Here is a 13,640-nt window from a genome sequence, read left to right on the forward strand (position 1 = left end):
GCCGGCGATAAAATTCAAATGGAGGTCTGCATCATGGATTTCGAGAAGATCAAGTCTGCGGCGGAGGGGTACAAGGCGGAGATGTCCCGGTTCCTGCGGGACATGATCTCCCATCCCAGCGAGAGCTGCGAGGAGAAGGAAGTGGTCCTTTGCATCAAGGCCGAGATGGAGCGGCTGGGCTTCGACAAGGTCGAGATCGACGGCCTGGGCAACGTCATCGGCTGGATGGGCCAGGGCGAGAAGATCATCGCCATCGACTCCCACATCGACACCGTGGGCGTGGGCAACATCGACAACTGGGAAGCGGACCCGTATACGGGCTATGAGACCGACGAGATCATCTTCGGCCGGGGCGGGAGCGACCAGGAGGGCGGCATGGCCTCCGCCGTGTACGGCGCCAAGATCATGAAGGACCTGGGGCTGATCCCCGCGGGATACAAGATCATGGTGGTCGGCTCCGTCCAGGAAGAGGACTGCGACGGCATGTGCTGGCAGTACATCGTCAACAAATACTTCGCCGGCCCCGAGGACGCCCGGAGCAAGATCGAGTTCGTCATCTCCACCGAGCCCACCGACGGCGGCATCTACCGGGGCCACCGGGGCCGCATGGAGATCCGGGTGGACGTGAAGGGCGTCTGCTGCCACGGCTCCGCCCCGGAGCGGGGCGACAACGCCATCTACAAGATGGCCGACATCCTCCAGGACGTCCGGGCCCTGAACGAGAACGGCGACGGCCCCTCCAACGAGGTCAAGGGCCTGGTCAAGATGCTGAACCCGGCGTTCAACCCCGCGCATTACGAGGACGCCCAGTTCCTGGGCCGGGGCACCTGCACCACCTCTCAGATCTTCTACACCTCCCCCAGCCGCTGCGCCGTGGCGGACAGCTGCTCGATCTCCATCGACCGGCGCATGACCGCCGGCGAGACCTGGGACTCCTGCCTGGAGGAGATCCGCCAGCTCCCCAGCGTGAAGAAGTACGGCGACGACGTGAAGGTCTCCATGTACATGTACGACCGCCCCGCCTGGACCGGCACCGTGTATGAGACCGAGTGCTTCTTCCCCACCTGGATCAACAAGGCCGGCGCCGCCCACGTCCAGGCCGTGGTGGACGCCCATCACGCCCTCTGGGGCGAGGAGCGCATCGGCCACGCCGACGCCGACCCGTCCAAGGACGCCATGCACCTGCGCACCGGCCGCCCCCTGACGGACAAGTGGACCTTCTCCACCAACTGCGTCTCCATCCAGGGCCGGTACGGCATCCCCTGCGTGGGCTTCGGCCCCGGCGCGGAGAGCCAGGCCCACGCCCCCAACGAGATCACCTGGAAGCAGGATCTGGTGACCTGCGCCGCGCTGTACGCCGCCGTCCCCGGCCTCTACAAGCCCGAGAACAAGACCGGCGACGTGACGGAGTTCCGCCAGAGCCTGACGGACAACGATATCCGGTGACCGCACCGGACGGAAGAGCTCCGCATCCTGCATCATAATATCATACATAATAAAGGGGTATCAGATCATGTCTAAGACCATCGAGCTGGCGCAGCACCTGGAAAAGCTGCACATCAACAACATGTACAAGTCCGACTTCTACTGGACCTGGGACAAGACCGACGAGGAGCTGGACGCCATCTTCACCGTGGCCGACGCCCTCCGGGATCTCCGGGAGCGGAACAAGTCCACCCGCATCTTCGACTCGGGCCTGGGCATCTCCATCTTCCGCGACAACTCCACCCGGACCCGGTTCTCCTTCGCCTCCGCCTGCGACCTGCTGGGCCTGACCGTCCAGGACCTGGATGAGAAGAAGTCCCAGATCGCCCACGGCGAGACCGTCCGGGAGACCGCCAACATGGTGTCCTTCATGGCCGACGTGATCGGCATCCGGGACGACATGTTCATCGGCGAGGGCCACAAGTACCAGAAGACCTTCATGGACGCCGTGAAGGAGGGCTACCGGGACGGCATCCTGGAGCAGCAGCCCACCCTGGTCAACCTCCAGTGCGACGTGGACCACCCCACCCAGTGCATGGCCGACATGCTGCACATCATCCATCAGTTCGGCGGCGTGGAGAACCTGAAGGGCAAGAAGATCGCCATGACCTGGGCCTACTCCCCCAGCTACGGCAAGCCCCTGTCCGTGCCCCAGGGCGTCATCGGCCTGATGACCCGCTTCGGCATGGACGTGGTGCTGGCCCATCCCGAGGGCTATGACGTGATGCCCGAGGTGGAGGAGATCGCCCGGAAGAACGCCGCCGCCACCGGCGGGAGCTATCGGAAGGCCGCCTCCATGGAGGAGGCGTTCCAGGACGCCGACATCGTGTATCCCAAGAGCTGGGCCCCCTTCGCCGCCATGGAGGAGCGGACGAAGCTCTACCAGGCCGGCGACCAGGCGGGCATCGACGCCCTGGAGCAGCGGCTCCTGGCGCAGAACGCCCAGCACAAGGACTGGACCTGCTCCGAGGAGATGATGAAGAAGACCCGGAACGGCTCCGCCCTGTACCTCCACTGCCTCCCCGCCGACATCACCGGCCTCAGCTGCCCCGAGGGCGAGGTGGACAACTCCGTCTTCGACCGCTATCTGGTGCCCCTGTACAAGGAGGCCAGCTACAAGCCCTATATCATCGCCGCCATGATCATGATGAGCAAGGTCAAAGATCCCGTGTCCGCGCTGATGGCGATGGACCGCGGCGGCAAGCGCAAGTCCTTCTGAGCGCGCCGGGGGAGGGCCGGCCCCCTTTGCGGGGGCGCCGCCCCTCCGGGCGGCCCGGGCGGCGGGCCCCGGCAGGATGGGCGCCGCCGCGGAGCGGATCTGCATGATCTCCCGCCAAGGCGGAGAAACTGACCGCGGCTCCTTCGGGAGCCGCGATCGAATCCATGATGAGAAAGAGGATGCTGAAAATGGCTGAGCGTATCGTCATCGCCCTGGGCGGCAATGCCCTGGGCAGCAATCTCCCCGAGCAGATGGCCGCCGTGAAGCAGACCGCCAAGGCCATCGCCGACCTGATCGAGCAGGGGCATCAGGTGGTCATCGCCCACGGCAACGGCCCCCAGGTCGGCATGATCCAGAACGCCATGACCGAGCTGACCCGGTCCGACCCGGAGAAGTATATCCCCTGCCCCCTGTCCGTCTGCGTCGCCATGAGCCAGGGCTATATCGGCTACGACCTCCAGAACGGCCTGCGGGAGGAGCTGCTGGACCGGGGGATCGACAAGGGCGTGGCGACCGTCCTCACCCAGGTGGAGGTGGACCCGAGCGATCCCGCCTTCGAGGCCCCCACCAAGCCCATCGGCGCCTTCATGACCAAAGAGGAGGCCGACGTGCTGGTGAAGGAGCGGGACTATAAGGTCGTGGAGGACGCCGGACGGGGCTGGCGCCGGGTGGTGGCCTCTCCCAAGCCGGTCTCCATCGTGGAGATCCAGTCCATCCGGGACATGGTGGAGGCCGGGCTGGTCGTCGTGGCCTGCGGCGGCGGCGGCATCCCGGTGTTCAAGACCGAGGGGAACCACCTGAAGGGCGCGGCGGCGGTCATCGACAAGGACTTCGCCAGCGAGAAGCTGGCCGAGCAGCTGGACGCCGACACGCTGATCATCCTGACGGCGGTGGAGAAGGTGGCCGTGAACTTCAACAAGCCGGATCAAACGTGGCTGGACAGCCTCACCCCCGCCGAGGCGGAGCGGTATATCGAGGAGGGCCAGTTCGCCCCCGGCTCCATGCTGCCGAAGGTCCAGGCGGCGGTGAAATTTGCCCAGTCCCGGAAGGGACGCCGGGCACTGATCACCCTGCTGGAGAAGGCGGGGGCCGGCGTCGCCGGGGAGACCGGGACGACCATCTCCGCGTAAAGGGCCATGTCTGAAGAGGATCCCCGGGAGGGGGTCCTCTTTTGCGCCGCCCGCCGGCGGCGTTGTCTGCAAAAAACAGGTGCCATCGATGGGGGGACGGGAGGAGGAGCTTCGTCGTTTTCCACTAGGATGGGGCGGGAACGCGGCGTCCCTTTCGTAAAAATATCTGGAAAAGGCGGGATATCGGATTTTTTTGTTGCGCTTTGGGGGACAGATATGTATAATGAAAAAACAAGACAAGCGGCGGAGGTCTCCCCTATGTCGATGACGAACGCGCTCAACAGCATCCTTGGCCTGTACATTATTCTGGTCCTGGTACTGGTAGTCCTGGTATCGAAACCGAATAATGCGTTTGGTCATGCGCGAAACAAGGGCGGGACGAACGGCCTCCTCCAGACAGCCTGAGGCCAGCAGCCGCCGAAGACCGGAACTCTTGCAAGTCCGTGACCCGACGAGGGACACGGGCTTTTTTTGGCGAAAGGAGCGGTAACAGCATGGAAATGACAGGCGCGCAGATCTTGATGGAGAGCCTGGCGCGGGAGGGCGTGGAGCGCGTCTTCGGCTACGCCGGGGCCACCATCTGCCCCATCGCCGACGCGCTGCGGGAGGACCCGAACATCGACTACACCCTGGTCCGCACGGAGCAGAACGCGGGGCACATGGCCTCCGGCTACGCCCGGGCGACAGGGAAGACCGGGGTCTGCATCGTCACCTCCGGCCCGGGGGCCACGAACCTGATCACCGGCGTGGCCACGGCGTATATGGACTCCATCCCCATAATCGCCATCACGGGGCAGGTGCCCTCCAACCTGCTGGGACGGGACATCTTCCAGGAGGTGGACATCACCGGCGCGGTGACCCCCTTCACCAAGCACTGCTATCTGGTGAAGGACGCGGCCCAGCTCCCGGTGGTGATGAAGGAGGCGTTCCACATCGCCTCCACGGGCCGCCCCGGCCCGGTGCTGATCGACATCCCCATCGACGTGCAGGAGCAGATGGTCTCCGGCGTGGCCTTCCCGGAGGAGGTCCGCATCCGGGGCTATAACCCCAGCGTCCGGGGCAACGACAAGCAGATCGCCAACGTGGCGATGGCGATCGGGCTGGCCCGGAAGCCGGTGATCTGCGCGGGCGGCGGCGTGTTCCTCGCCCACGCGGAGGCGGAGCTGCGCCGGTTCGCCGAGGAGACGGGCATCCCCGTGGTGACAACGATGATGGGCCTCAGCCTCCTGCCCACGGAGCACCCGCTGAACATGGGCATGATCGGGGCCCACGGGAACACCACGGCCAACAAGGCCCTGGTGAAGTCGGATCTGCTGATCATGATCGGCACCCGCGTGGCGGACCGGGCCATCGTGTCCCCGGACGAGATCCAGCGGCGGATGGCCAATATCCACATCGATGTGGATCCCGCCGAGATCGGGAAGAACATGCAGTCCACCCTGCCCCTGGTGGGGAACGCCAAGGTCATCCTCCGGCAGCTGATGGAACGGGGGGCCGAGGCGGACTGTGCCGAGTGGCGGGAGATGCTCCAAGATCTCCGGCGGAAGAACCTGGGCCGGGGCTATCCCGCCAAGGACGGGTACGTGTTCCCCGGGCGGGTCCTGCGGCTCCTGGGCGAGCGGCTGCGCGAGGACGCCGCCGTCTGCGTGGACGTGGGGCAGAACCAGATCTGGGCCTGCAAGCACCTGCGGCTGAACGGGGCCCGGTTCCTCACCAGCGGGGGGCTGGGGACCATGGGCTACGCGATCCCCTGCGCCATCGGCGTGAAGACGGCAGATCCCCGGCGGCAGGTGGTGGCCGTCTGCGGGGACGGGTCGTTCCAGATGTCCATGAACGAGCTGGCCGCCGTGAAGGCGGGGGGCTTCGATCTGAAGATCCTCCTCTTCCGCAACGGCGTGCTGGGCCTGGTGAACCAGATCCAGAGCAGGGAGCCCTATCACGGGCCCTTCGGCGTGCGGCTGGACGGGGACCCGGACTTCGCCGTCATCGCCTCGGCCTACGGCATCCCCAGCGTCACGCTGCGCAGCGAGGCCAAGGTGGAGGAGGCCCTGGACCGCTTCCTCTCGGAGGAGGGCCCCCGCCTGCTCATCGCCGAGGTCAGCCCCGAGTGGCGGACCACGGACTGAAGAAGGGAGGGACAGAGGATGAAACAGACGATCTCCATCCTGGTGGAGAACCGGGCGGGCGTGCTGAACCGCATCGCCAGCCTCTTCTCCCGCCGGGCGTTCAACATCGATTCCCTGGCCGTGGGCGTGACGGACGACCCGTCCCTCTCCCGGATGACCATCATCGTGGACAACGGGAACAACGTGGTGGAGCAGGTGGAAAAGCAGCTCAACAAGCTGATCGAGGTCATCAAGGTCCGGACCCTGGACGAGGGGAACATGATCGGCCGGGAGCTGATGATCATCAAGGTCAGCGCCAACAAGAACAACCGGGAGCACATCATGACCATCTGCGGCATCTGCGGGGCCAAGGCGGCGGACATCTCGCCGACCTCCATGACCCTGGAGATCTCCGACACGCCGGACCGGGTGGACGTGTTCGAGGACATGATGCGGCCCTTCAACATCCTGGAAGTCGCCCGGACGGGCGTCATCGCCCTGCAAAAGGGCGGCGGGAAGATCTGAGGATACGGAGAGAAGACAGCATGGATAAAGAACGGAGGAAAGCCCTGGCGGCGGAATGGAAGGAACGCCGCCCGGAGATGGGCGTGATCTCCCTGCGGTGCAGGGAGACCGGAGAGACCTTCCTGGGGATCGCCAAGGATACGAAGGCCGGGCTCAACAGCGCCCGGGCCAAGCTCTCCGGCGGCGTCCATCCCAACAAGCGGCTGATGGAGCTTTGGAAGCAGTACGGCGAGGCGGGGTTCGAGTTCTCGGTCGCCGCCGTGCTGGAGTACGAGGACCCGCAGGAGGACCACACCGAGGAGCTGGAGACCCTGCGGGAGCTTTGCCTGGCCGAGGATGCGCGCGCGGTGAAGCTGTGGAAGTGAACCGCCGGGAGAGGAGATGGGATCTATGAAGATCAAAGCGACCGCGGCCATCATGGAGTGCCTTTTGGAACAGGAGGTGGACACCGTCTTCGGCTATCCGGGCGGCACCATCCTGAACGTCTATGACGAGCTTTACCGTTACAAGGACAAGATCCGCCATGTGCTGACCGCCCACGAGCAGGGCGCCGCCCACGCGGCGGACGGCTACGCCCGGTCCACCGGGAAGGTCGGCGTGTGCTTCGCGACGTCGGGCCCCGGGGCGACGAACCTGACCACGGGCATCGCCACCGCGTACCTGGACTCCTCCCCGGTGGTGTTCATCACCTGCAACGTCACCGAGGCCACCCTGGGCAAGGACGCCTTCCAGGAGGTGGACATCACCGGCATCGCCATGCCGATCACCAAGGCGACCTTCCTGGTCCGGGACGCGCAGACCATCCCCGCCGTCATGCGCCAGGCGTTCGCCGTCGCCGCCAGCGGCCGGCCGGGGCCGGTGCTCATCGACTTCCTGAAGGACGTCACCTTCCCCAGCGTGGAGATCGACTATACGTTCGTCCCCTGGCGGGAGAACCGGGGCTGCGCCGGGATGCGGGAGCTGGGCCGGGACCACGAGCTGAAGAAACCGACCCCAAACCAGCAGGACGTGGACATCCTCCTGGAGATGATCGCCGCGGCCAAGAAGCCCTTCGTCATCTGCGGCGGCGGCGTGGTGCTGGGCCGGGCGGACAAGGAGTTCAAGGAGTTCGCCGAGAAGCTGGACGCGCCGGTGGCGATCAGCCTCATGGGCGGCGGCGGCTTCTCCGGGAGCCACCCCCTCACCACCGGCATGATCGGCATGCACGGGTCCAAGGCGTCCAACACCGCCTGCGACGAGTGCGACCTGCTGATCGCCGTGGGCTGCCGCTTCTCCGACCGCGTGGCGCTGAAGCCCGCCTCCTTCGCCAGCCAGGCGCAGATCTGCCAGATCGACATCGACCGGGCGGAGATCGACAAGAACGTGCTGACGGACCACCATATCATCGGCTCCGCCCGCCGGGTGCTGGCGATGCTGAACGAGAAGCTGCCCCAATACGACCACAGTGAGTGGAAGGCCCATATCCTGCCCCTCCGGTCCCCCTCCGTGGCGAAGGAGAGCGACCACCTCACCCCCCAGCAGATCCTGGAGACCATCCGGGTCCAGATGCCGGAGGACGCCATCGTGGCCACGGACGTGGGCCAGCACCAGATGTGGGCCATCAAGTACCTGCACTTCCAGTACCCCGGCCAGATGCTCACCAGCGGCGGCTTCGGCACCATGGGCTTCGGCCTGGGGGCCGCCATCGGGGCCCAGACCGCCCACCCGGACAAGCGGGTCTTCCACATCACCGGCGACGGCTGCTTCCGCATGAACTGCCATGAGCTGGCGACGGTGCAGCACTACCGGCTCCCCATCATCACCGTGGTGTTCAACAACGGCACCCTGGGCATGGTCCGCCAGTGGCAGAGCCTGATCTACGGCAGGCGCTACTCCGAGACCACCCTGGACCGGGGGCCGGACTTCGTGAAGCTGGCGGAGGCTTACGGCATCCGGGGCTTCCGGGTGGAGAGCGCGGCGGACATGGAGGAGGCCCTGGCCCAGGCGCTGGGGAGCGGCGAGGCGGCGGTGATCGACTGCCGCCTGGACATCGACGAGATGGTCCGGCCCATGGTGGCCGCCGGGTCCGGGATCACGGATTTCCTGCTGAGCGAAGGAGGAGAGTCATGAGAAAGCAATGGGACACGGAAAAGAAGCTCTACACCCTCTGCGTCCTGACGGAGGACACCCCCGGCATCCTCAGCCAGGTGGCCCGGCTCTTCTCCCGGAAGGGGTACAACATCGAGTCCATCGTCTCCGGGGCCACGGACCGGCCCCACACCGCCCGCATCTCCATCGAGCTGCTGGCGGACGAGCTGGTGGCCAACCAGCTGGCGACCCAGTGCCGCCGCATCCTGGGGGTCCAGGCGGTGAAGATCCTGGACGAGGAGACCTGCATCCGCCGGGAGATCGCCCTGATCAAGGTCCGGACCAAGGACCACAGCGCCCGAGAGGAGATCATCCAGCTGGCCAACGTCTTCCGGGGCCATATCATCGACATCGACAAGGAGTCCCTGACCGTGTGGGTCTTCGGCTCCCAGAGCAAGAACGCGGCGCTGATCGAGCTGCTGGCGGATTTCGAGATCCTGGAGATCGCGAAAACGGGTACTATCGCCATCGAGAGAGGGCGTAGCACGATATATGACGAGAGCAAATTGAAGGAGGAGTACGAATATGGCAAAAATGTATTATGAAAAGGACTGCGACCTGGGCAAACTGGACGGTAAGAAGATCGGCATCATCGGCTACGGCTCCCAGGGCCACGCCCACGCCCTGAACCTGAAGGACTCCGGCTGCGACGTGTGCGTGGGCCTGCGTCCGGGCAGCAAGAACCAGGCCGCCGCCGAGCAGGCGGGCCTGAAGGTCATGAGCGTCCCCGAGACCGCCAAGTGGGCCGATATCGTCATGATCCTCATCAACGACGAGGTCCAGGCCGACGTCTATAAGAAAGACATCGCCCCCAACCTGGAGGCGGGCAATATGCTGATGTTCGCCCACGGGTTCAACATCCACTTCAAGCAGATCGTGCCCCCCGCCGGGGTCGACGTGGCCATGATCGCCCCCAAGGGCCCCGGCCACACCGTCCGCTCTACCTATGTGAACGGCAAGGGCGTGCCCTGCCTGGTGGCCGTGGAGCAGGACGCCACCGGCAAGGCGTACGACCTGGCCCTGGCCTATGCCGCGGGCATCGGCGGCGCCCGGGGCGGCGTGATGGAGACCACCTTCCAGGATGAGACGGAGACCGACCTCTTCGGCGAGCAGGCCGTCCTCTGCGGCGGCGTGGTGGAGCTGATGAAGATGGGCTTCGAGACCCTGGTGGAGGCCGGGTACGCCCCCGAGAACGCCTACTTCGAGTGCATCCACGAGATGAAGCTGATCATCGACCTCATCAACAAGGGCGGCGTGGCCATGATGAACTACTCCATCTCCGACACGGCCGAGTACGGCGAGTACGTCTCCGGCCCCCGGGTCCTGCCCTATGAGGAGACCAAGAAGAACATGAAGGCCGTGCTGACGGACATCCAGGACGGCGTCTTCGCCGGGAAGTGGATCGCCGAGAACAAGAACGGGCGGACCTTCTTCAACTCCAAGCGCCGCCAGCTGGCCCGGCACCAGATGGAGCTCGTGGGCGCGGAGCTGCGCAGGAACATGCTCTGGGGCGACGACACCGACCCCGATACCGCCTCCAACTGACCGCGTTGCTTCGGAAAGCGCCGCCTCCCCGGGCGGCGTTTTTCGAACAAGGCTGGACTGACCTATGCGGGGACGTATCCGGAGGCCCCGCGAGAAAGGACTGACGATATGGACCGTATCCTTCCCCACCTCGTCCTCTACAGCGCCCTGGGCGAGGACAGCATCCTGGTCCGGCTGGCGGAGATCGTCCGGGACAGCAAGGACGGCGGCGCCAAGGAGGTGCTGCTCCAGCGGACCTACGCCCAGGTCAAGCGCCTCCTGGACCTGGGCACCGTCTGCGGCTTCGACGAGGACCTCTGGCAGTGCTACCTCACCTGGGTGCTCATGACCAACGACAATTCCTTCACCCGCACCTGTGAGCGGGTGGGGGCCACGGAGGGCGGCAGCGTGAACCGCTTCGCCGAGAACGACTTCGCCGTCTTTTACCAGCTCTTCCACTACGACTTCTCCAACCTGGAGCAGTACCTGCTCACGGACTGCTTCTCGATCCTGACCAACTATCGCGCCATCCCCAAACGGGAGCGGACCTATAACCGGGACGTCAGCGACCAGGTCCGCACCCTCCGCAGGGCCCTGGCCGGCGCGGCGGACGGGCGGGAGATGTTCCGCCTGGTGACGGAGTACTATAAGCAGTACGGCTACGGCGTGTTCGCCATGAACCGGGCGTTCCGTATCCGGCGGGGGCCCGCCGGGCTGGAGTTCCTGCCCATCAGCAACGTGGACGGCGTGCGCCTGGAAGATCTTTTGGGCTATGAGCTCCAGAAGAAGGAGCTCCGCCGGAACACGGAGGCGTTCCTCGCCGGGAAGCACGCCAACAACGTCCTGCTCTACGGCGACGCGGGCACCGGGAAATCCACCAGCGTCAAGGCCCTCATCAACGAGTATTACGACCGCGGGCTCCGGATGATCGAGATCTACAAGCACCAGTTCGGGGAGCTGTCCCACATCCTGGCCAAGATCAAAGACCGGAACTACCGCTTCATCATCTTCATCGACGACCTCTCCTTCGAGGAGAACGAGGTGGAGTACAAGTTCCTCAAGGCCGTCATCGAGGGCGGCGTGGAGACCCGGCCGGAGAACGTGCTGATCTACGCGACCTCCAACCGGCGCCACCTCATCCGGGAGACCTGGAACGACCGCACAGACGTGGAGCGCCACGGGGACATCCACCGCTCCGACACCATGGAGGAAAAGCTCTCCCTGGCCGCCCGGTTCGGCGTCACCATCAACTACAACGCGCCCACGCCCAAGGAGTTCCAGGCCATCGTCAAGGCGCTGGCGGCGCGGCAGGGCGTGGAGATGGACGAGGAGGAGCTGATGGTCAAGGCCAACGCCTGGGAGGTCCGGCACGGCGGCTTCTCCGGACGGACGGCCCAGCAGTTCGTCCACTACCTGGAGGGCCTGGAGGGATGAAGGTCCTGGTCAGCGCCTGCCTCCTGGGGGAGGACTGCAAATACAGCGGCGGGAACAATCGAGACGAGAGGGTCCTGGCGTTCCTCCGGGACCACGAGGCGGTCCCCGTCTGCCCGGAGGTCCTGGGGGGACTGCCCGTCCCCCGTCCCCCGGCGGAGATCGTGGACGGCGTGGTGACGGCCCGGGACGGCCGGGTCGTGGACGCGGAGTTCCGCCGGGGCGCGGCCCTGGCCCTGGAGCGGGCCAGGGAGGAGGGGGCCGGGCTGGCCATCCTCCAGCCCCGGAGCCCCAGCTGCGGCGTGCGGCAGATCTATGACGGCACCTTCTCCGGGCGGAGGATCGACGGGCAGGGCGTGTTCGCCAGGCTGCTGCTGGAGAGCGGCTTTTCGGTGATGGAGCCGGAGGACCTTGCCTGAAAAGCCCGCGGCCGGGGATTGCGGAGCATCCCGCCGTATGGTATAATCATCTGAAAAACCTCCGCCTCACGGCGGGATCCAAGGAAGGAAGGTCGGCGCGCGATGATGGATCGAAAATGGCTCCAGACGTACCGGGAGGAGATCGAGGCTTTCTCCGGGAAGATCGGCGAGTTCCAGGAGGGCAAGATCGCGAAGAAGGACTACAAGGGCTATTCCGGCGGCATGGGCAGCTATGCCCAGCGGGACCAGACGAAGCACATGCTGCGCCTGCGGATACCCGGGGGCCGCCTGAGCGCGGAGAGGCTGAAGTTCCTGGCCGAGACCGTGGAAAAGTACGGCGTCCGGAGGCTGAAGCTGACCACCTGCGAGACGGTGCAGCTCCACGACCTCCCGGCGGAGCAGGTGCCCGCCATCATGGAGGAGGCCATCGCCTGCGGCATCATCTGCCGGGGCGGCGGCGGGGACAACCCCCGCAACGTCATGTGCAGCCCCCTGTCCGGCGTGCAGGAGGGGGAGGCGTTCGACCCCACCCCCTATGCCGAGGCGGTGACCGAGTACCTGCTCTCCATCTGCCGGGACATCCACATGCCTCGGAAACTGAAGATCGCGTTTTCCAACGGCGTGGACGACAGCGTCCACAGCGCCTTCCGGGACATGGGCTTCCAGGCCCGGAGGGACGGGACCTTCTCCCTGCGCATCGCCGGGGGGCTGGGGGCCTCCGGACAGCGCATGGGCGTGCTGGTGGACGAACACGTCCAGCCCAGGGAGGTCCTCTATTACGTCAAGGCCATGGTGGACACCTTCTGCCGGCACGGCAATTATGAGAACCGGGCCAAGGCCCGGACCCGCTTTATGCAGGACACCCTGGGCCCCGACGGGCTCAAGGAGGCGTTCCTCAGGAACGTGGCGGACTTGAAGGCCCGGGGCGGGCTGGAGATCCGCAGCCTGGAGGCCCTGGCGGACGTCTGCGGGGGCGGCGGGACCCTGGACCACCCCCGGGCCATCCGGCAGAAGCAGCCGGGGCTGTACGCCGTGGAGTACCACCCCATCGGCGGCGTGCTGCCGGCGGAGAAGCCCGCGGAGCTGTACGCCGCGATCGAGGGCCTTTGCAACGCGGAGTGCCGGGTGGGGCCGGACGAGACCCTGTATGTCATCAACCTCCCCGCGGCCCAGGCGGAGGAGGTCCTGGCCGTCACGGAAGACGGCGCGGAGACGGAGTTCGAGCACAGCGTGGCCTGTATCGGCGCGACGGTCTGCCAGCAGGGCGTCCGGGACAGCCAGGGGCTGCTCCAGGCCGCCGTCCGGGCGGTCCGGGAGGCGGGCATTCCCGACGGGGCCCTGCCCCGGATCTGCGTCTCCGGCTGTCCCTCCAGCTGCGCCGCCCATCAGGCGGGGGCCATCGGCTTCCAGGGCTGTGTGAAGCCCGTGGACGGCAAGCCCCGGCCCGCGTTCAAGATCTTCCTGGGCGGGAGCGGCGCCCTGGGCGCGGCCCGCTTCGGCGAGGCCGGGCCGGCGATCCTGGAGGAGGACGTCCCCGCCCTGCTGGTGGAGCTGGGCCGGGCCGCTTCCGCCGCCGGACAGGGCTGGGCCCAGTGGTCCGAGGCCCATGCCGGGGAACGGGACGCCATCATCGCCAAGTACGCCTGAGGCGCGATCTTATGACAGGGGAGGAGAC

13 protein-coding genes are annotated in these 13,640 nt (G+C 66.2%); all 13 read left to right on the plus strand.

The features are described 5' to 3' along the window. The first annotated feature begins 33 nt into the window (after positions 1 to 33). The 13 genes from QZ332_RS01480 to QZ332_RS01540 all read left to right on the plus strand — a co-directional run bounded on the left by QZ332_RS01480 (position 34) and on the right by QZ332_RS01540 (position 13,612). Positions 34 to 1,446, plus strand: a complete 1,413-nt coding sequence (locus QZ332_RS01480) for a YgeY family selenium metabolism-linked hydrolase (protein ID WP_295761420.1) — start codon at positions 34 to 36, stop codon at positions 1,444 to 1,446. 67 nt (positions 1,447 to 1,513) lie between these two features. Further along, positions 1,514 to 2,704 carry a knotted carbamoyltransferase YgeW gene (gene ygeW, locus QZ332_RS01485; protein ID WP_295761422.1) on the plus strand — a complete coding sequence of 397 codons (1,191 nt, stop codon included), beginning with the start codon at positions 1,514 to 1,516 and terminating at the stop codon, positions 2,702 to 2,704. Between the two features lie 188 nt (positions 2,705 to 2,892). Then, complete coding sequence (gene arcC / locus QZ332_RS01490; protein WP_295761423.1) at positions 2,893 to 3,834, plus strand: carbamate kinase; 942 nt, start codon at positions 2,893 to 2,895, stop codon at positions 3,832 to 3,834. Between the two features lie 6 nt (positions 3,835 to 3,840). Then, positions 3,841 to 4,239 carry a hypothetical protein gene (locus tag QZ332_RS01495; protein ID WP_295761424.1) on the plus strand — a complete coding sequence of 133 codons (399 nt, stop codon included), beginning with the start codon at positions 3,841 to 3,843 and terminating at the stop codon, positions 4,237 to 4,239. Between the two features lie 89 nt (positions 4,240 to 4,328). Then, a complete protein-coding gene (gene ilvB / locus QZ332_RS01500; RefSeq protein ID WP_295761425.1) occupies positions 4,329 to 5,960 on the plus strand; it encodes a biosynthetic-type acetolactate synthase large subunit in 1,632 nt (543 codons plus the stop codon). Between the two features lie 18 nt (positions 5,961 to 5,978). Next, positions 5,979 to 6,464 carry an acetolactate synthase small subunit gene (gene ilvN / locus QZ332_RS01505; RefSeq protein WP_295761428.1) on the plus strand — a complete coding sequence of 162 codons (486 nt, stop codon included), beginning with the start codon at positions 5,979 to 5,981 and terminating at the stop codon, positions 6,462 to 6,464. A 20-nt stretch (positions 6,465 to 6,484) separates the two neighbouring features. Further along, positions 6,485 to 6,829 carry a GIY-YIG nuclease family protein gene (locus QZ332_RS01510; protein WP_295761431.1) on the plus strand — a complete coding sequence of 115 codons (345 nt, stop codon included), beginning with the start codon at positions 6,485 to 6,487 and terminating at the stop codon, positions 6,827 to 6,829. A 25-nt stretch (positions 6,830 to 6,854) separates the two neighbouring features. Next, on the plus strand, positions 6,855 to 8,573 hold the full coding sequence (gene ilvB / locus QZ332_RS01515; protein WP_295761433.1) for a biosynthetic-type acetolactate synthase large subunit: 1,719 nt from the start codon (positions 6,855 to 6,857) through the stop codon (positions 8,571 to 8,573). After that, positions 8,570 to 9,136, plus strand: a complete 567-nt coding sequence (gene ilvN / locus QZ332_RS01520) for an acetolactate synthase small subunit (protein WP_295761435.1) — start codon at positions 8,570 to 8,572, stop codon at positions 9,134 to 9,136. Before ilvB (QZ332_RS01515) ends, ilvN (QZ332_RS01520) begins: the two co-directional genes overlap by 4 nt. Beyond that, positions 9,117 to 10,136, plus strand: coding sequence for a ketol-acid reductoisomerase (ilvC, locus tag QZ332_RS01525; RefSeq protein WP_295761437.1), 1,020 nt, complete (start codon positions 9,117 to 9,119; stop codon positions 10,134 to 10,136). The genes ilvN (QZ332_RS01520) and ilvC overlap by 20 nt, the downstream gene beginning before the upstream one ends. Positions 10,137 to 10,244: 108 nt before the next feature. Then, on the plus strand, positions 10,245 to 11,549 hold the full coding sequence (locus tag QZ332_RS01530; protein ID WP_295761439.1) for an ATP-binding protein: 1,305 nt from the start codon (positions 10,245 to 10,247) through the stop codon (positions 11,547 to 11,549). After that, the gene (locus QZ332_RS01535; RefSeq protein WP_295761442.1) at positions 11,546 to 11,965 is read left to right on the plus strand and encodes a DUF523 domain-containing protein; all 420 of its coding nucleotides are present in this window, start codon (positions 11,546 to 11,548) and stop codon (positions 11,963 to 11,965) included. The genes QZ332_RS01530 and QZ332_RS01535 overlap by 4 nt, the downstream gene beginning before the upstream one ends. Before the next feature lie 105 nt (positions 11,966 to 12,070). Then, a complete protein-coding gene (locus QZ332_RS01540) occupies positions 12,071 to 13,612 on the plus strand; it encodes a nitrite/sulfite reductase (protein WP_295761445.1) in 1,542 nt (513 codons plus the stop codon). The last annotated feature ends 28 nt before the right edge of the window (positions 13,613 to 13,640 follow it).

Source organism: uncultured Oscillibacter sp. (assembly GCF_910584465.1).
Classification (GTDB): Bacteria; Bacillota; Clostridia; order Oscillospirales; family Oscillospiraceae; genus Oscillibacter.

Bases quoted from the DNA above. Each gene is read 5' to 3' on its own strand.
- QZ332_RS01480 (WP_295761420.1), top strand. From the start codon at position 34: ATGGATTTCGAGAAGATCAAGTCTGCGGCGGAGGGGTACAAGGCGGAG.
- ygeW (WP_295761422.1), top strand. From the start codon at position 1,514: ATGTCTAAGACCATCGAGCTGGCGCAGCACCTGGAAAAGCTGCACATC.
- arcC (WP_295761423.1), top strand. From the start codon at position 2,893: ATGGCTGAGCGTATCGTCATCGCCCTGGGCGGCAATGCCCTGGGCAGC.
- QZ332_RS01495 (WP_295761424.1), top strand. From the start codon at position 3,841: ATGTCTGAAGAGGATCCCCGGGAGGGGGTCCTCTTTTGCGCCGCCCGC.
- ilvB (WP_295761425.1), top strand. From the start codon at position 4,329: ATGGAAATGACAGGCGCGCAGATCTTGATGGAGAGCCTGGCGCGGGAG.
- ilvN (WP_295761428.1), top strand. From the start codon at position 5,979: ATGAAACAGACGATCTCCATCCTGGTGGAGAACCGGGCGGGCGTGCTG.
- QZ332_RS01510 (WP_295761431.1), top strand. From the start codon at position 6,485: ATGGATAAAGAACGGAGGAAAGCCCTGGCGGCGGAATGGAAGGAACGC.
- ilvB (WP_295761433.1), top strand. From the start codon at position 6,855: ATGAAGATCAAAGCGACCGCGGCCATCATGGAGTGCCTTTTGGAACAG.
- ilvN (WP_295761435.1), top strand. From the start codon at position 8,570: ATGAGAAAGCAATGGGACACGGAAAAGAAGCTCTACACCCTCTGCGTC.
- ilvC (WP_295761437.1), top strand. From the start codon at position 9,117: ATGGCAAAAATGTATTATGAAAAGGACTGCGACCTGGGCAAACTGGAC.
- QZ332_RS01530 (WP_295761439.1), top strand. From the start codon at position 10,245: ATGGACCGTATCCTTCCCCACCTCGTCCTCTACAGCGCCCTGGGCGAG.
- QZ332_RS01535 (WP_295761442.1), top strand. From the start codon at position 11,546: ATGAAGGTCCTGGTCAGCGCCTGCCTCCTGGGGGAGGACTGCAAATAC.
- QZ332_RS01540 (WP_295761445.1), top strand. From the start codon at position 12,071: ATGGATCGAAAATGGCTCCAGACGTACCGGGAGGAGATCGAGGCTTTC.